This window comes from Corynebacterium sp. UMB10321 (genome assembly GCF_030228725.1).
Taxonomy (GTDB): domain Bacteria; phylum Actinomycetota; class Actinomycetes; order Mycobacteriales; family Mycobacteriaceae; genus Corynebacterium; species Corynebacterium pseudogenitalium.
Window position 1 is genome coordinate 85,221 of sequence record NZ_JASOZC010000009.1, and the last position, 17,383, is coordinate 102,603.

9 protein-coding genes are annotated in these 17,383 nt (G+C 63.6%); 3 read left to right on the forward strand and 6 right to left on the reverse strand.

Annotated features, from left to right (window positions below; genetic code table 11):
- Positions 1 to 39 precede the first annotated feature (39 nt).
- The 3 genes from QP752_RS09115 to QP752_RS09125 are packed head-to-tail and all read left to right on the forward strand — an operon-like array spanning position 40 to position 4,653.
- Entirely contained in the window at positions 40 to 1,401 is a 1,362-nt protein-coding gene (locus QP752_RS09115) for a hypothetical protein (protein ID WP_284805310.1), read from the forward strand.
- The gene (locus QP752_RS09120) at positions 1,398 to 2,402 is read left to right on the forward strand and encodes a transporter substrate-binding domain-containing protein (RefSeq protein ID WP_284805311.1); all 1,005 of its coding nucleotides are present in this window, start codon (positions 1,398 to 1,400) and stop codon (positions 2,400 to 2,402) included. The genes QP752_RS09115 and QP752_RS09120 overlap by 4 nt, the downstream gene beginning before the upstream one ends.
- Complete coding sequence (locus QP752_RS09125) at positions 2,389 to 4,653, forward strand: serine/threonine protein kinase (protein ID WP_284805312.1); 2,265 nt, start codon at positions 2,389 to 2,391, stop codon at positions 4,651 to 4,653. The genes QP752_RS09120 and QP752_RS09125 overlap by 14 nt, the downstream gene beginning before the upstream one ends.
- A gap of 610 nt (positions 4,654 to 5,263) precedes the next feature.
- Here QP752_RS09125 and QP752_RS09130 read toward each other — a convergent pair.
- The 6 genes from QP752_RS09130 to QP752_RS09155 form a co-directional block, all read right to left on the reverse strand.
- Positions 5,264 to 5,554 carry a hypothetical protein gene (locus QP752_RS09130; RefSeq protein ID WP_145945225.1) on the reverse strand — a complete coding sequence of 97 codons (291 nt, stop codon included), beginning with the start codon at positions 5,552 to 5,554 and terminating at the stop codon, positions 5,264 to 5,266.
- A 540-nt stretch (positions 5,555 to 6,094) separates the two neighbouring features.
- Positions 6,095 to 8,533, reverse strand: a complete 2,439-nt coding sequence (locus QP752_RS09135; RefSeq protein ID WP_284805313.1) for a hypothetical protein — start codon at positions 8,531 to 8,533, stop codon at positions 6,095 to 6,097.
- A gap of 13 nt (positions 8,534 to 8,546) precedes the next feature.
- The gene (locus QP752_RS09140; RefSeq protein ID WP_284805314.1) at positions 8,547 to 11,873 is read right to left on the reverse strand and encodes a YPDG domain-containing protein; all 3,327 of its coding nucleotides are present in this window, start codon (positions 11,871 to 11,873) and stop codon (positions 8,547 to 8,549) included.
- Positions 11,874 to 12,046: 173 nt separating this feature from the next.
- Positions 12,047 to 13,249 carry an acetate kinase gene (locus QP752_RS09145; protein ID WP_284805315.1) on the reverse strand — a complete coding sequence of 401 codons (1,203 nt, stop codon included), beginning with the start codon at positions 13,247 to 13,249 and terminating at the stop codon, positions 12,047 to 12,049.
- Positions 13,250 to 14,593, reverse strand: coding sequence for a phosphate acetyltransferase (gene pta, locus QP752_RS09150; protein ID WP_284805316.1), 1,344 nt, complete (start codon positions 14,591 to 14,593; stop codon positions 13,250 to 13,252).
- Positions 14,594 to 15,441: 848 nt separating this feature from the next.
- Positions 15,442 to 17,383 (reverse strand): hypothetical protein (locus tag QP752_RS09155; RefSeq protein ID WP_284805317.1); only part of this gene is annotated, 1,942 nt, incomplete at its 5' end.

The window sequence follows — 17,383 nt, forward strand, 5'->3', positions numbered from 1 at the left end:
TCCTAGAAATAGGTCGGGCCCGGTGGTTATGGTTGAGGAATGACTGTCACGACGCCACCTCCCAGCGACGCCTGGTTGGATGATCTTGCGCTGCATCCGCAGCAGCGCGCGTCGAGTGGGCCGATTCGCGCGGCGCGGCGCCTGGCGGACTTCGTGATCACCACGCCGGGCAAGATGCTGGCGATGATGCTGGTGTTGACGGTGGCGGTGGGCGCGATTGGGTTCGCGCAGAGCCAGTCGATGAGTAAGCGCCAGCACGCGCTCGACGTCTTGGTGCAGACCACGGAGCCGATGAACCACTACGCGCACGTGCTGCTCACGTCGCTGTCGCAGGCGGACACGGTGGCCACGACGGGCTTCGTGCAGGCAGGGTTGATGACGCCGGATGAGGTGAAGGCGTACTTGGCGTCGATAGATCAGGCGGTGATCGCGGCGAGCGACATCTACGAGGGTGCCTCGGAGCTGACGCGGCCGGAGGACCAGGAGCGAATCCAGAACCTGGTGCGCTCCATCCAACGCGACCTGCCGCTGTACGTGGCGTTCATGGAGCGCGCGAAGGTGAACCAGCGCCTGGGCAACCCGGTGGGCGTGTCCTATATGTCGGAGGCGTCCGGCATGATGCGTGAGCGGATGATTACCTCGGCGAACACGCTGTTTGCGCTGACGCAGCGCCAGGTGGCGGTGGAGATGGTGCGCCTCAACGCGCCGCAGTGGGTGCCGCTTTCGGGTCTGGTGGCGGCGCTGTTGCTGCTGGCGGGGGCGCAGTGGTGGCTGTGGCGCACGTTCCGCCGCCGTTGGAATAAGGGCTTCGTGGCGGCGACGGCGGCGATGGTGGTGGCGCTGGCGTGGGTTGCGGGCTCGAACTTCATTTCGTGGCGCTCGGGCGTCATCGGGTTTGAGCAGGCCGCGGCGCCGCTGCGCCAGCTTACCGACGCCCGCCTCCGCGCCCAGGAGACCCGCACCGACGAGACGATGGCGCTGCTTCGCCGACAGTCCGTTGCGGAGTCGGCGGAGTCCTTCGAGTCCACGTACCAGGGGGTGAGCGCGGCGTTGGATACGGCGTCGGATGCGCCGGAGGTGGCGTCGGCAAGAAGGGCGCTGGAGCAGTGGTCGCAGGCGCATGGCGAACTCGTCTCGACGCTCGATGCCGGCCGGTTTGAGCGCGCCGTCGACGTGCTGATGGTCGATAGTGCGTACCACCCGAGCGCATCCACCGCGTACACGGAACTGGACGCGAACATGGTGGAGTTGATTGAGTCGGCGCGCGCCGAGATGCGCAACTACATCCACACCTCCCTGGACGCGACAAGGCTGGTGTCGACGGTGGTCGCGCTGCTGTCGCTGCTGGCGGTCATCAGCATGTGGTTCGGGGCGCAGCGGCGATTCAGGGAGTACGTATGATGCGCAGAGCTGGCTCGTTGTTGGTGGCGCTCGCGGTGGCGGCGGGCACTGTGGGGTGTGCGCCGCGGTCCGCACTGGAAGACTTACCGACGGGGGCGGCGTCCACGGCGCACGAGGCGATCCCGTTGCCGCCCGGCGCACTGCTGGACGGGGCGGGCAAGCAGCCGTCGATCGAGTTTGTGCCGCACGGCCTGGACTGGGAGGGCTCGCTGCGCCCGCGCCCATCCGCCCCGGAAGATGACCCCGCCCTGGAACAGATCCGGGAGCGCGGTCGGCTCATCGTGGGTGTGGAGCAGTCCCAGTACCTGCTGTCCTACCGCGATATGGTGCGCGGGCAGCTTCGCGGATTCGAGGTGGAGCTGGCCCGGGAGATCGCCCGCGACCTTTTCGACGACCCCGAGGCGGTGGACTTCCGCTTCGTGGACTCGGCCTCGCGCGCGGAGCTGCTCCGGGAGGGGCGCGTGGACATTGTGATCAGGACGATGTCCATTACCCCGGAGCGCGCCTCCAAGGTGGCGTTCTCCACCCCCTACCTGAAGTCCCAGGTCAGGGTGCTGGCCCCGATCGATCGCGGTATCGCGAGCATGGACGACCTGCCCGAGCGCACCGTGTGCGTCGTCGACCGCACGACGCTGCTCAACATCGTGCGCACCCTCGCTCCGCACTCCCCGGTGCTGCGCACCCGCTCCTGGTCCGACTGCCTCATGGCCACCCAGCAGTTCCAGGCCGACGCCATCATCGCCGACGACGCCATCCTCGCCGGCATGCTCGCCCAGGACCCGCACACCGACATCCTGCCCGACGCGTTGGCCACCCAGTACTACGCCGTCGGCATCCCGCTTGAGCACGACTCAGTAGTGCGGCAGGTCAACGCGACCATCGAGCGCATCCGCTCCGACGGCACCTGGCACCGCATGTTCCAGGAGTGGCTCTCCGACTCCACCACAGACCCCTACCCCCCACCGCTGATGTACCGGGAGGAACCCAATGAGCACGAATGACCCAGGCACCGAGGCCGTCGCCTTCGACCCCTTCGCCGACGACGACGATGACGACGACCTCTTCGAGTACGACGACTCCATGTCCGCCCTCCTCGAGGACCTCGAGGCGCTGCGTCAGGAGAAGCGGCAGGAGGATACCTCGCAACGCTCGCGGCGCCGCGCACTCGACCGTTTCCGCGAGCTGCGCGGCACGAAGCGCGAAACCCGCACGGTTGCCGACGGCATGGTCGAACTGCCCTGGGTCCACCCCATCAACCCCACCGACGCCCTTCGGGACCCCTCTACCTTCGAAGGCGTCCCCGCCCCGGCGCTGAAGCCCGGCGACCTGGTCGCCGAACAGTACGAGGTGCTCGGCACCATCGCACACGGAGGCATGGGCTGGATCTATTTGGCCACCGACCACTTCGTCTCCGGGCGAAACGTCGTGCTCAAGGGGCTGCACTCGGCCCGCAACAAGGACGAGGAGGCCGCCGCCGTCGCCGAGCGCGAGTTCCTCGCCGACATCACCCACCCCGGCATCGTGAAGATTTTCAACTTCATCGACGACCCGCGCGTGCCCGGCGGGTTCATCGTCATGGAGTACGTAGGTGGGCCGTCGATAAGCAGGTGCGAGGTGGACATCGCGATCGCCTACATCCTCGAAGTGCTGCCCGCGCTGGACTACCTGCACTCGCGCGGCGTCGTGTACAACGACCTGAAGCCCGACAACATCATCGTCACCGAAGACCAGGTCAAACTCATCGACCTCGGCGCGGTCTCCGGCATCGGCTCCTACGGCTTCATCTACGGCACCAAGGGCTACCAAGCACCCGAAGTAGCTGCCGACGGCCCCTCCGTCCAATCCGACATCTACACCATCGGCCGCACCCTCGCCGCCCTCATCATCGACCTCCCACACGACGCCGACATCCCCACCCCCACCACCGAACCCCTCTTCCGCCGCTACATCTCCCTCTACCGACTCATCGCCCGCTGCTGCGCCCCCAACCGTGACGACCGTTTCGACTCCGTCACCCAACTCGAAGCCCAACTCCTCGGCGTCCTGCGCGAAGTGCTCGCCATCCGCGACGGCCGCACCTTCCCCGCCCAACACTCACTCTTCTCCCCGCAGCGCCGCACGTTCGGCACCAAGCACGTCGTCTTCCGCACCGACCAACTTATCGACGGCATCACCCGCACCGTCACCATCACGCCCCAGGAAGTCAACATCGCCCTGCCCGTCCCACTTGTCGACGCCACCGACCCCGGCGCCGCCACCCTGCAGAGCACCACCTACTCCGAGCCCTCCGAAACCCTTGCCGCCCTGCGCCAAGCCCTCGCCGAGGACCGCCACCCCGACTCCATCGAAATCCCCTTCGCCGTCGCCCGCACCCTCCTCGACCTCGGCTTCACCACCCAAGCGCGCACCTGGCTCGACTCACTTGACGAGGGCCTGCGGAAGAATTGGCGCTACCACTGGTACACCGGCATCACCAACCTACTGACCAGCAAATACACCGACGCCCAGGTCGCCTTCTCCCGCGTCCTGCAAATCCTGCCCGGCGAATCCGCCACCAAACTGGCGCTTGCCGCCGTCGCCGAACTCCTCCTCCAATCCGCCGACCTCCACGACACCGCGCTGTTGGAACCCCGCGTCGCCCGCGGCGCCGCCGGCATGAACCGCCACCTCGACGAACTCCCCAACACCGTCTTCGAGCACCTCCACGAAACCGGCTCCCTCGACCCCGACTGGTCCATGGTCACCACCAACCCCGCCATGCTGCGCTTCCACGCCATCCGCCTCTACGCCCTGGTCTGGAGCACCAACCCCACCACCGTCTCCTCCGCCTTCGGACTGGCCCGCCAACTCATGCACGAAAACCAACCCGAGCTTGCCGCCGCAGCCCTGGACCGCGTCCCCGTCGCTTCCCGACACAACCGCCTCGCCCAACTCACCTCCATCCTCCGCCTGGTCACCGACCCCACCGAGGACCGCATCCGCGAGGCCGCCCTTCGCCTCCAACGCATCCCCAACACCGAACCCCGCTACCTCCAAATCAAAGTCTTCATCCTCCGCGCCGCCCTCACCTACACCCTCGACGGCCACCAACCCGACCCCTCCCCCATCCTGGACACGAGGTTCACCGCCCACGAGCTACAAAACGAACTCGCCAGGACCCTGCGCGCCCTGGCCAGAGTGGCGCCCTACCTCCAACACCGCTTCGACCTCGTGGACATGGCCAACAAGATCCGTCCCGTGACGTGGTTCTAGGGTTTGCTTGGGTTTCTAGGCTTTCGGGTGCTGCGCGCACCACATTCCAGGGTTTCGGCGGGCGGGTTTTACGTTTGCCCAGGTCGTTGGTTTCTCGGGAGTGAATTTGGTGCGCGCCTCACTCGGCCCTGCACCACATTCCGGGATTTCGGCGGGCAGGTTTTGCGTTTCCCCAGGTCGTGGGTTTCTCGGGAGGGAATTTGGTGCGCACCCCACTAGGGGCGTCGAGCGTACACCCCTCTCACCCGAGAATTTCCCATTATCCACCTACCCGCATCAGGACTTATCCAGCTGGTCACATTTTCAATTGCACGCAACGCGCGATCAACATTTTCAAGCTCCACCTCGCGATCCGCCTTGACTAGGGGCTCGTGATGGGCACACCGGTTCCTCAACCGATAAACAATCTGTATCTCGCTTACAAACTCTTCAATAGAATGACGATGTTTAATGGCCGAGATAAGCTTCGGGTGGATAGTCGCACTATGTCGGTTATCAAAAATGTGAACCCAGAAATCGAGTGCCAACTCTACAATCACCCGCCCCGGAGGCGGATCCACTTCTCCCGCACGCCTTTTAGCCTTTGCTATACCCCCGCTTGTCAATGCTATTAAAGTTCAGCCCAGCGGGATTCGACGAAGAGTTTATATTGCCATACCACCTCTCCCCCCCAAGCTTTAACAACACATCGATCAATCCAATTGCGCAGCAGTACTTCAAAATGCTCAATGTCTTCAAGGAATGCTTTGGCCAGTTGTGCATTCCAAAGGTATAAGTCGACAGGATTTTTCTGGCCCGAAAAGGTCTCCATACGCGGAACCGAGAACCAACACTCTAGGTCAGCGAGCGAAGCGGAGACTTCCGGGTTCTGACAGATCGGCTGGTTCTCTCGTACAGTCATAGCGCGAAGTATATATACCAAACGATATTGGCGTTAGTGTCACTCCATTGACTTACTCCTTCGAATCCGATAGCCTCGACCAACGAAGGCCCCAGGACGATCCCTGCATTAAGTTGCAAATCGCTGGGGTCATTGCTTTTCCGTCTCTACCTGGCACCACATTCCAGGATTTCGGCGGGCAGGTTTTACGTTTTCCCAGTTCGTAGGTTTCCCGGGAGGGAATTTGGTGTCTCCGCCTGAGGCGCCGGTGCCAAAAGACGCATTCGCCTTTTATCTTGTCCTTTTACTACCAGCACGTTTGAACATCTGGTCCAATTCGAGTTGCGTCCCTTGGCACCGCCTCCTAGCAAGGCGCACCACATTCCAGGATTTCGGCGGGCAGGTTTTGTGTTTCCCCAGGTCGCGGGTTTCTCGGGAGGGAATTTGGTTCGCATCCCACCCGGCCCGACACCAAATTCCTCAATTTCCCCTACCCCAAAGAAATTCCCCCAGGTCACAATCTGGACCTGGGGGAATTTGGTACAAACCCAATCAGCGAGCTTAGAAGCCGCCTAGGCCGACGGCTGCGGCCACAATACCGAGCAGCGCCAGCAGGCCGACAACGATGCCGGCGATGGCACCGCCGGACAGGCCACCCGTTTCCCCACCCTTGCCTGGGTTCTGCTGCTGCGCAGTCGAAGGCGCAGGGTGGGCGGTTGGGCGAGTGGTCGGCTTGGCAGGGCGCGCGGGAGCCGGGGCGTCGTAGGTTCCGCTCGGCGCGGCGTTCAGTGAGGTCACTGGTGCTTGGCCGGCGCGGGTCGGGATGACGGCGTTGGCCTGGGTTGCCAGCGGCTTGGTTGGGCGTGGCCCGGCACCGCCTTTCGCCTTGCCCACGGTCTGCTCTGCCCGCTTGAGCAGGTCGGACTTCTTCTTGCGAAGTTCCCGTATGAGCTTCGCGGTGTCTTCGCCGTTGTAGTTGAGGGCGGAGAACTCGATGGTTTCGTCGGCAACAATATCGTTGTCCTGGTTAAACACCCGGAATGTGATCGGCATGGTGGAGCCGGTGTAGCCGGCGGTGTTGGTGATCGGGACGCTGATGGGCAGTTTGGACTCGTCACTGAGGGCGCCTTCGATGGTGTATTCCTGCTCGTAGCGGCCTCCTGGGTAGGTGGCCTGGAGGCGGAACTTGTGGATGTCGATGCCCAGGTTGGACAGCTCCAAGGCGATCTTGGAGTCGGTGCGGTTGGCGATGATGATGTTGCCAGCGCGCTCCTCGTTGCGCACGCGCAGGCCGGCCTTGCCGTTGTTGAATTCGGCGGAGTAGACCTCGAGTTCGCGGACGGTTGGTTCGTCGTCGGCGTGTTCGTGGTCGTCGTGGCCGGGGGTGCCGGTGGTGCCGTTGGCGCGGCCGATTTGGCCGCCGATGAAGGCGAGGTTTGGCCAGTCGGGGTCGATGTCGTAGTCGCCGGTGTAGCACTGGACGGTCTGGCATGCCTTCGGCAGCTTGCCCGTCGGACGAGAGCGCTCGTTGGAGTAGCGGAAGTCAGTGAACTGGTAGAGGTAGTTCATGACTGAGAGGTAGCCGGGCACGTAGTCAGAGATTGGGCGGCTGGTGTCGGCGAGTGGCCCGGAGTGGGTCAGGCCGAGGTTGTGGCCGAACTCGTGCAGGATGGTGTTGCGCAGCTGGTCCTGCGAGGTCATCATGCGGTTCTTTGCGACGTAGAAAGCGCCGTCCCCGATCAGTGCGTTGCCTGAGGAGAAGTTGGTACGGGTTTGTTGGTCGCCGATGACGCCGACGCGGAACACGGTCTGGCGTCCGTTGAGGAGGCGGTCGCGGTCCTCGAGCATCTTGATACCGGGGACTTTGCCTTCGAAGTAGTACGGGGTGAAGTCTTCGGTCGGGCCGCCTTGTGGGTGCTCGAGGCGCATTGGGTTGTAGTAGTCGCCGGCGTCGATGTGCAGGTTGATGTTCTGCTGTGCGAAGGCGTCAACGAGGTCGTTGAGGGTTTGGCGCGACGGGCGGTACACGTTGGTGTTGGCTTCGGAGCAGTCGAGGAACTTGCGGAAGTCTTCCTCGGTTGGCGCGTATTTGCGCTGCTCGGAGCACTTCTTGGTTTCCCATTCGGACTTCATCCAGTTGAGCTGGAGGAAGAGGTCGACCTTCTTGGGGTCGGCGCCCCACTTCTGGAGCGGGAAGACGTTGCCGTTTTCGTCGGTGAAGCCGTTTTCTTCCCATTCGTCGGGGAAGCCGTCGCCGTCGGTGTCGATGGTGCCTTGGGCGACGTCGAGGGTCATGGCGGTGGTGGCGCGCAGCGTGCCGTCGGCGGGTACGTCTTGTTCCCAGACGCCGGCGACGAAGTGGGCGTCGTCACCTGTGCCTCCGTTGATGGCGTCGTGGCGCTGTTCGCCTTTGCCCTTGCTGGTGGCGCCCATGAAGTCGACGTTGATTTTGTAGGCGTTGCTGACGTCGACGTGGTAGCCGTCGCCGCGGGGGACGCCGGTGACTTGGAAGTCGCGGTCGATGATGCCGCTGGCCATCTCGACGCGCATGTTGGCGGCCTGGCCGGTGGTGTTGCGCAGGTCAACGGTGACTTGGATGGAGTCGTCGCCGACGACGAACGTGCGGGTCATCTCGACGCCCGAGTTGGGGTCGGTGTGGCGCAGCACGACGCGGTCGGTGTTCCCGACGGGCTTCGCTTCGACGACTTCGGTGGCGTTGCCGACGTAGCTCATGGGCGAGCCGTTGACGGCGCCGTCGATGTAGAAGGCGTTCTGCAGCAGGCGCGTGGTGCTTTCTGGGTGATTGAAGTACATCCAGGACACGCGCGCTTTGTTCACGTCGACGCGGAAGTTGCCGACGTTGGAGTCGCGGTTGACGCCGATGGCGAAGCTGCCTGGGGTAATGGCCGCATCCGCGTGTGGGGCCACGACGATGCCTGCGGCGACGCTAACGCCTGCGAGTATCGCTGCGATGCGTTGTTTGTTGGTTTTGCCGGTCACTGTCGTTGTCCTCTCAGCGCTGCTGGTTGATTGGGAATGCTAGGAATGTGCGGAAGAAGTCGCGGTGCTCGTACAGGGAGTAGCCCAGCCCGCCCAGGAAGGCGAGCAGGCCTAACACGAAGCCCGCGATCTTCGCGCCTGGCGGAATCTCACTGCTTGTCGACGACCCCTTCTCCACCTCCTGCGGCCCCTTCACCACCTGCACTCGGAGGAGCTTGGTGGCCTGGGAGCCGTCCGCGAAGCTGACCACGACTGGGACTGGCACGATGCCAGGCGCCGTGCCAGCAGGTGGCGTGATGGTGAGTGCGCCGGTGGTGGCGTCGATGTCGATCTTCCAGTTGGCGAGCGCTTTCGGTAGCTGGCCGAGGGCAAACGCCTCCTTGGCGGCCCCGGCTGGCTTCGGCACTACGTAGGTGGTGGCCTTGCTTGGGTGCACCTTGATGGTGTCGGTGAACTCCGGGGTCGCCTCGGCGAGGGATGGTTTGCCGTCGCTGGTCAGCACGGAGATGCGTGCGTTCGCGATGGTCGTGGAGCCGTCCGGGAAGCTAATGCGCACCGGGACTTCACGCACGCCGGGGACCGCGTTCGGGCGGGCGCCGACGGTGAGGGCGCCGGTGGTGGCGTCGATACGGGTATCGAGGCCGCCGACTGGGTTGAGCAGCGAGTAGTGCGCGCCCTTCAGCGTCGGGGTGAGCGTGGTGGTTTCGCCTGCGCGGACCTGGGTTGGGTCGTACGCGTTGGAGACTGCCCCGCCCATCGCCTTGACGGCGGTGGCTTGCGCCTCGACGAGCTTCTGGGAGCCGTCCTCGAAGGTGACCACGATCGGGATCATGGTGCGGTCCCCGACATGCGCCGACGCGGGGGCGGCGACGGTGAGTGCGCCGGTGGTCGCGTCGACGGCGGCCTTCCAGCCCTCCGCGGCGAAGTCGGCGGAGATGGCGTAGGTGGCTCCCTTCGGTGCGACCTTCGGCTCTTGGGTTACGGCGTTGGCGCCGATGGCCACGCCGATCGGGGTCCAGGACGGCTGCTCGCGGTGGGCCTGCGAGTCGCGGGCGACGTTGAGCTGCACTACCTTCGAGCCGCCGTCGGGGAAGTTGATGCGCACGCCCAGGTCGTAGCCCTGGCCGGGCTTGGCGTCCTTCGGCAGGGTGACCTTGATCTGGCCGGTCTTCTCGTCGACGTCAACGCGCAGACCAGCAACGCCGCCGAGCGCAGCTGCGCCTTCCGGTTCGAACTTCACGCCGGTCGGGATGTCGCCCTTCGGGGTGATGGTGACGGTGCCGTCGTCGCCGACGACGGCGTCCTCGAAGTCCAGGTTGGACGTGTAGGCCTGCGGTTTCGCGTCGCGCACGCCGATTACGGCCACGACCGTCTTGTGGGACTCGTCCGCGTACCGCGCAACGACTTCCACGTTCAGCGGTTTCGCGTCCTGCGCTGGGGCGGTGGCGGTGATGGTGCCGGTGGTGGCGTCGATAAACAGGTCCCAGCCCTGCAGCTTGGAGGCCTTCGTCAGGATGGCGAACTCGGGGTCGGAGGCAGGGTCGAAAGGCTCGGTGAGGTTGACCTTGATGGTTTCGCCTTCGAAGGCCTCGCGGCGCTCGTATTCAAACTTCTGCGTTTGCGCGAACTGCGGCGCAAGCACCTGGAAGTGCGCGATGATCTCCTTCGTGCTGCCGTCCGGGTAGGTGACGGTGACGGGCACCTCGATGGTGCTACCCGCCTCCGCGGTCAGGTCCGCGGAAAGGGTGATCTGGCCCGTGTGCTGGTTCAGCTTCACGCCTTCGGACTTCGTGCTAAACGACGCCTCCTTCGGCAACGGCTGGCGCTCAAAGACCATGCCGTTGTAGCCCAGGCGGGCGTACGGCGCAGGTGAGGTGGCGGTGCCGCCGGCGCGGACGTAGGTGTCCGCGTAGGAGGACTCGTAACGTACGGAGTCCTTGACGGCTGCGGTGACCTCGACGGTGATGGTGTCCTGCTCGCCCTTCTCAGTGCGAACCTTCATGGTGTAGGTGCCCGGCTTCGCGTCACGCGACGGGGCGGCGTACACGGCGCCGTTGGCGAAGACGGTGAACCAGTCCGGGTTCCCGGGCTCCGCGAGCACTCGCACGCCCTGCGTGGAGCGGACAGGGGTCACGCCGGTTTCCTCGCCTGCGCGGACCTTGATGGGGTTCCACTCGAACTGGTCCGGGGCAACGGGGCCCTCTGGGTCCGATGGGTCTGCTGGGTCCGATGGGTCTGCTGGGTCCGATGGGTCTGCTGGGTCCGACGGATCTGCGGGCTCGGACGGCTCACTTGGCTCACTTGGCTCCGGTGCGTTCTCGTCCACCGTCAACTCGAAGGAATCACGCTTGTGCGTGCCATCCTCCGTGACCTTGTCCACGACGACCTCGGAGGTGCCCTCCTTCGTCGGCGTGCCGACGATCGCGTTCTGCTCACCGTCGTACTTCAGGCCATCGGGCAGGCCCTCGACCTCCACGGAGGAAGCGTCCTCGACGTCGAGCGGGATGTACACGTCGGTGCCGGGGCGCACTGGCGGGACTTCGGAAGGTGCGATGTCGGCGTCCTCCGGCTCGCCGAGCTCAGCCGAGTCGGCGACCGTGATGGTGAACGTTTCCTCGAGCGGGTCGCCTGCGCCAGTGACGCGCGCAGTCACGTTGAACGTGCCGGTCTCAGTTGGGCGGCCGTTGATAAAGAGATAGGAGCCGGAGCCAAGGCGGGTCTGGGCGGAGGTGCTCAGGCCCGCGGGCAGGCCCTCAAACTCGATGACGGCGTCAGCCGGGACGTTCCACGCCATTACGCGGCGCGGCTGGATCAGGCGGTTCTGCCAGTACTTCTGGTCCTTGATCGGCTCGATGGTTGGGCCGTCAGCAAGGGTGACGTTGGCTTCGACGTGTTTGACGGAGTCGTCAGCAAAGGTGATTTTTACCGGGACCTTGAACGTGGTGGTGTCGATGCCTTCACCGGCGGTGGCGTTGAGGGTGCCGTCGTCGGAAAACGTGAGGTGCCAGCCGGTGGGCGTCGAAAAGCCCTCCGAGAGTTCCCACTTCACGGGGGTGCCGATTTTGTTCCAGGCGGCGGTCCAGAAGTTGCGCTTCAGTTCAGGCCTCGACGTGGCGGTCTCACCGGGCGCGACGACGAGGTCCGGGAACGTGACGTCCGTACGGGCCGCCTCAGTGCGTGGCGTTTTCCATGATGTGGACTCAGCAGTGGGCTCCTGCGCCGTGGCTGTACCTGCCACCACCGGCGCACCTGTGATTACTAACGATGCCCCAAGTGCGCATGCCGCTACCGACACCCCACCTCGCCGCTTCGCCCCGTTGCGACCGCTCACGTTGCCCATCATCGTTCCTTCTTAAAACTGTCCGTAAATTGCTAAACGCTACTCAGTGTACTCACTATGCAGACATTTGCTTTTACAGCTGTTGACATGCCGTTTTAAATTCTAACGAATAACGGCCGTACAACAAAGGTGTTGAACAATGACGGGATGCAGCTCACAGCGCCGCCAATAAGCTACGCGCGACGCGCGAGCGCCGCCGCCTTCTGCGCAATGGCGAGCTCCTCGTTCGTGGGTACGACGAGGACTTTCACGCGAGAGTCGTCGGCGGAGATGATGCGCGGGCCGTCGTTCGGCAGGGAGTTGCGCTCGGGGTCGATCTTGATACCGAAGGCCTCCATATTGTCCAGGGCGTCCGCGCGCACGAACTTGTCGTTCTCGCCGACGCCCGCGGTGAACGTGATCGCGTCCACTCGGCCCAGCGCCACCATGTAACTGCCGATGAAGCTGCGCAGCCGGTTGATGTAGACGTTGTAGGCGAGCCAGGCGTCGCCGTCCTCGTTTTCGATCATGGCGCGCAGCTCGCGGAAGTCGTTCACACCGGCCAGGCCTTTCACCCCGGAGCGCTTGTTCAGCAGCTCGTCGATCTCGTCGATGCTCATGCCGGCGTGACGCGCCAGGTGGAAGATGACACCCGGATCGACATCCCCCGAGCGCGTCCCCATGACCAGGCCGGCGAGCGGGGTCAGCCCCATCGACGTATCGATCGCGTGCCCGTTCGCCACCGCAGAGCACGAAGCACCGTTGCCCAGGTGCAGCACGATCTGCCGGGTGTGGTTCGGGTCCGTCCCAATCAGCGCCGGTACCTGACTGGAGACGAACTCGTGGGAGGTGCCGTGGAAGCCGTAGCGGCGGATCTGGTTCTGACTGGCCACCTCGGCGTTGATGGCGTACAGCGCCGCGGCCGGCGGCAGGGAGTGGAAGAAACCAGTGTCGAACACCGCGACGTGCGGGATGTCCGGCAGCAGCTCCCGGGCCACCTCGATGCCGTCAATGTTCGCCGGGTTGTGCAGCGGCGCCAGCGGCACCTGCTCCCGGATCATGTCCACGACGGGATCCACAATGATTTCGGGCTCACTGAACACCATGCCGCCGTGCACCACGCGGTGCCCCACCGCCACCACGTCGAGGTCCTTCGGGCTCACGCCGCGCAGCGCCAGACGGTGGAACGCCTCCTCCAGTCCGTCCTTGTGCGTGGGGATGGATTTTTGCAGCACCCAGCGGTCTTCGCCGTGTTTGATGGTGATGCGGCCTTGGGGTTCGCCGATTTGCTCGACAAGCCCGGAGACAAACGGCGCATCCGAGGCCTCCGAGTTCGGGTCGACGATCTGGAACTTCACCGAGGAAGAACCAGAGTTAATTACCAGTACGTAGCTCATCTACTTCACCCCTGCCTGAATCGCAGTCACGGCCACAGTGTTTACAATGTCATCGACCGTCGCGCCGCGCGAAAGGTCGTTGACCGGCTTGTTCAGCCCCTGCAAAATCGGGCCAACCGCCAGCGCGCCACCAGTACGCTGCGCGATCTTGTACCCGGCGTTGCCCGCCTCAAGGTCGGGGAAGATGAACACGTTCGCCTGCCCCGCCACGGGTGAATCGGGTGCTTTCTGCTTCGCGACGCCCCCATCGCACGCAGCGTCAAACTGGAGGGGGCCGTCAATAATTAAGTCGGAATTAATAGCACGGGCGGCGGCAACGGCCTCGACCGCGCGCTCCACGTCGGGGCCCGCGCCGGAGCTGCCGGTGGCGTAGGAGAGCACCGCAACCTTCGGCTCGATACCGAATTGAGCGGCGGTCAACGCGGAGCTGACGGCGATCTCGCCGAGCTGCTGCGCGGACGGGTTGGGATTTACGGCGCAGTCGCCGAACGCCCAGAGGCGGCCCTGCATCACCATCAGGAAGATCGACGACACCACGGAGGCCTCCGGGCGCGTCTTGATGATCTGGAACGCAGGCTTAATTGTCTCCGCCGTGGTGTGCACCGCGCCCGAGACCATCCCGTCCGCGCGCCCGGTGTGCACCAACATGGTGGCGAAGTAGGAGACGTCCTGCATTGTCTCGCGGGCCTGATCCAGGGTCACACCCTTGGATTTGCGCAGTTCAGCGAAGGTCTGCGCGAACTCCTCAGCCAGGTCGGAAGTGCGGTGGTCCAGCAGCGTCGCCGCCGAAACGTCCAGCTCAAGCTCCTGCGCCTTCGCGGTGATCGCGTCCACGTCCCCCAGCAGCGTCAGCTTCGCGACGCCCCCCGCCAACAATCTGTGCGCCGCCTCGAGCACGCGCGGGTCCTCACCCTCCGGCAGAACGATGTGCGCGCCGACCTCGCGGGCCTGGTCCAACAGGTGGGAGCCGAAGACCAGTGGGGACATCACCGGCGCGACCTCCGGGATGGCGAGGTCGACCGCCTCCTGCACGTCCGTGACCGTTGCGAGCAGCGTCGCACCGTGGCGTTCCACTATCCGCTGCGCGAGGGTGGCGCGCTGCGGGGCGTCGATAAGCACGATGACTGCCGCGCCGAGCGCTGCGGCGAGCTCCGCATCAAACGAGCACTCCCCCTGGCCCACGAACAAGGTGGGTTGTTCCTGGCCCTCGCAGGCGGCGTACGCCCCGGCGAGTGTCTCCCCCGTGACGTGGATGGTTTGAAGGCCGTGCCGTGCCGCGAGCGCGTCAGCATCAGCACTGCCGAGGTTCGTGTTAGTGCAGGTAAGCAGTAGATGATGAGCCATAACCCAACCTTTACGATCGTGGCGGACATAAATGCGTATCATTCTACAGACCCATCACGACACGCGGGCAGTAAAATGGGGCCTAGTTCACATTTGTTTGCTTTCTGGCGCTGGGTCTCAGTTGTAGCGGTGGCGGTGGCTGGCTCCCTGGCTCGCTAGCTCGCTGGTGCGCCTTCAAGAAAGTTCCCGCGCCTGGGAACCATTTTCGGTTTTAGGCCGGTTTCGGTCGACCAACGCTTATGTTTCCCCAGGTTGGGACGCCTGTCTACGAAGATTGATCCCCGTTCACAGTTGAGCCTGGGAACTTTTCGGGGTTGGCGGGGTGGCGGTCCATGACTTTCGTTCGTGTCGAGGTGCTAAAGGAGTGCGACGCTGGTCGCCGAAAGCCGCCCCTGGCCGGTGAGAATACGCGACCTGCATCGCACGCTTCCAATCGCACGCTTTGAGCAATTTGGGATGTGCTCGAGCCAGGCTATAACGCCGCTGAGCACGTACGGCACTGTGGAAACCGCACTCCGCCTCCTCAATTCGCGCGGTCATCGCGTGACTTTCGTGCTGTTTTCGCGTGATCCTCGTTCGTGTCGAGGTGCTAAAGTAGTGCGACGCTGGTCGCCGAAAACCGCCCCTAGCCGGTGAGAATGTGCGACCTGCATCGCACGCTTCTAATCACACGCTTCGAGCAATTTGAGGCGCAGGCGCGCGACGAGCCATTACCACGCCCGTAAGAATGCAAAAAGCTGCCGCCCGCCACAAATGGCGGACAGCAGCGTTTCACTGTTCAAAGAGCGATCAGTAAGCGTTTAGCTCGCGGTCACCCGCGAGGGGTCGCTGCGGGCTAAACGTGTCCCTTACTTCTGCTCTTTCTTGGAGGACAACTGCACGGTCTTACCGGACGAACCCTTCAGCTCCAGGTCCTTGACCGAGGACGAAGGACCACCAGGCTTGCAGTTGTCGTAAATGACCGTGCCAGCCAGAATGCCAGCAGCAATCAGCACGATGCCCGCAGCGACCATGCCCAGATCCGCACCAACGGTACGCAGCTGTGCATTGATCTGCTCGACCTGACGTGCCATCTCCGGGTTGAAGATGCCAGCCTGCTGCTGGATGTGGGTGTTCGCAGCCTGCAGCTGAGCGCTTGCCTGTGCGGCGAAATCGCTCAGGCCAGGGATCTGAATCTGGGAAGCCAGACCCAGTGGCAGCAGCGCGATCAGCGGCAGACCGAAGCCCACGGCGGATGCGGCACAGCGACCAGCGTTGATCTTGCCATCATTGCCGTCGAATGGGTTGAGGCCCTTCTTCAGCTCATCGCCGTTATTCACGCCGTCGCCATCGAAGTCACCGTTCGGATCGAAGATGGACTTGCCGTCCTGGCCAACCAGGGTGAAGGACGCCTTCACACCAGTGTGCTCGCCAGTGCTGTTCTTCACTGTGAGATCCACCGATGGGTTTGCAAGCGGTGCAAACTTCTTCGTGAAGTCGTCCCAGCCCTTAGCGTCAGCCGTCTTGAAGGCCTTCATGAGGTCCTCCGTCGACGGGGCCTGACCAGTAACATTCGCGGAAGCATCAGTGTTGATGTCCCACTTCGCACCATGCAGCTCGCCACCGGTGCGGTCGGTGATCGTCGCCGTCGTGTCCGCCGGCGTATCGACGGCCTCTCCGACCTTTTCGCCATCCTTCTTGTTCAGCTGAACCTTGGCAATACCCTTGTCACCAGGCTTGACCTCAGTCTTCGGGTAGGACGCAACAACGTTTTCGCCGAGCTTGTCACCCTCGGATGGGTCGGTTTGGTCACCGGTTCCCGGCTTGTTTTCCTCGCCACCTGGGTTCTGGGCCTTGTCGACCTCGATCTCGATCTCAGCCTTGCCACCAGGCAGGTCCGGATCCTCGACGACCAGCTTAATCGGTCCTTCGACATCCTTACCAGGTGTGACGTAGACCTTGCCGTCGTCGCCGACGCGGACCGGCACGTCCTTGCCGTTCTTGTCGGTTGCAGACTCCTTGGTGTCGCCATCCTTGTTGTTAATGATGACGCCGGTGTCCTGCTCCTTTCCGTTCGGCACGACGGGCTTCTTGCCGTCAGCGTTGACGTTGGTCTCTGCCTTGCCGTTGTCGTCGCGACCCTTCTCGTGGCCATTGACGTCAATCTCAACCTGAGTCTTGCCTTCAGGAAGACGTGGGTCCTCGATTGTCACCGTAATCGGGCCATCAACGTCCTCACCAGGCGTGACGACAACGTTACCGTCCTTGTCGATTTCGACCGGGACGTCCTTGCCATCCTCGTCCTTCGCGGAGATCTTGGTGTCCTTGTCAGGATTCTGAACCTTGACACCAGTGTCCTGCTTCTCGTTGGTCGGGTCGACCGGCTTCTTGCCGGAATCATCAACCTTGAAGTCAGAGTTGTTGTCATCGCGACCCTTCTCATGACCGTTGACCTCAACCTCGACCTCGACCTTGCCACCAGGCAGGTCAGGGTCGGTGACCGTCACCCTGATTGGACCATCAACATCGGTACCTGGAGTGACGTGGACGTTGCCGTTCTCATCAATCTCGACTGGAATGTCCTTGCCATCCTCGTCCTTCGCGGTAACCTCTGTGTCCTTGTCCTCGTTGTGGACCTTGATACCGGTGTCTTGTTTGTCGTCAGTCGGGTTAACAGGCTTTGTACCAGTTTCGTCGACTGTGGTCTTCGGCGTCTCCGGCTGCTTCTCCGAGCCGTTGTCGTCAACACCCTTCTTGTGGCCGTTGACCTCAACCTCAACATCCTGCTTGCCACCGTCAAGATCCGGATCC

Coding starts and splice junctions, on each gene's coding strand:
- QP752_RS09125 (WP_284805312.1), top strand. CDS start 2,389: ATGAGCACGAATGACCCAGGCACCGAGGCCGTCGCCTTCGACCCCTTC.
- QP752_RS09115 (WP_284805310.1), top strand. CDS start 40: ATGACTGTCACGACGCCACCTCCCAGCGACGCCTGGTTGGATGATCTT.
- pta (WP_284805316.1), bottom strand. CDS start 14,593: ATGGCTCATCATCTACTGCTTACCTGCACTAACACGAACCTCGGCAGT.
- QP752_RS09120 (WP_284805311.1), top strand. CDS start 1,398: ATGATGCGCAGAGCTGGCTCGTTGTTGGTGGCGCTCGCGGTGGCGGCG.
- QP752_RS09145 (WP_284805315.1), bottom strand. CDS start 13,249: ATGAGCTACGTACTGGTAATTAACTCTGGTTCTTCCTCGGTGAAGTTC.
- QP752_RS09140 (WP_284805314.1), bottom strand. CDS start 11,873: ATGGGCAACGTGAGCGGTCGCAACGGGGCGAAGCGGCGAGGTGGGGTG.
- QP752_RS09130 (WP_145945225.1), bottom strand. CDS start 5,554: ATGACTGTACGAGAGAACCAGCCGATCTGTCAGAACCCGGAAGTCTCC.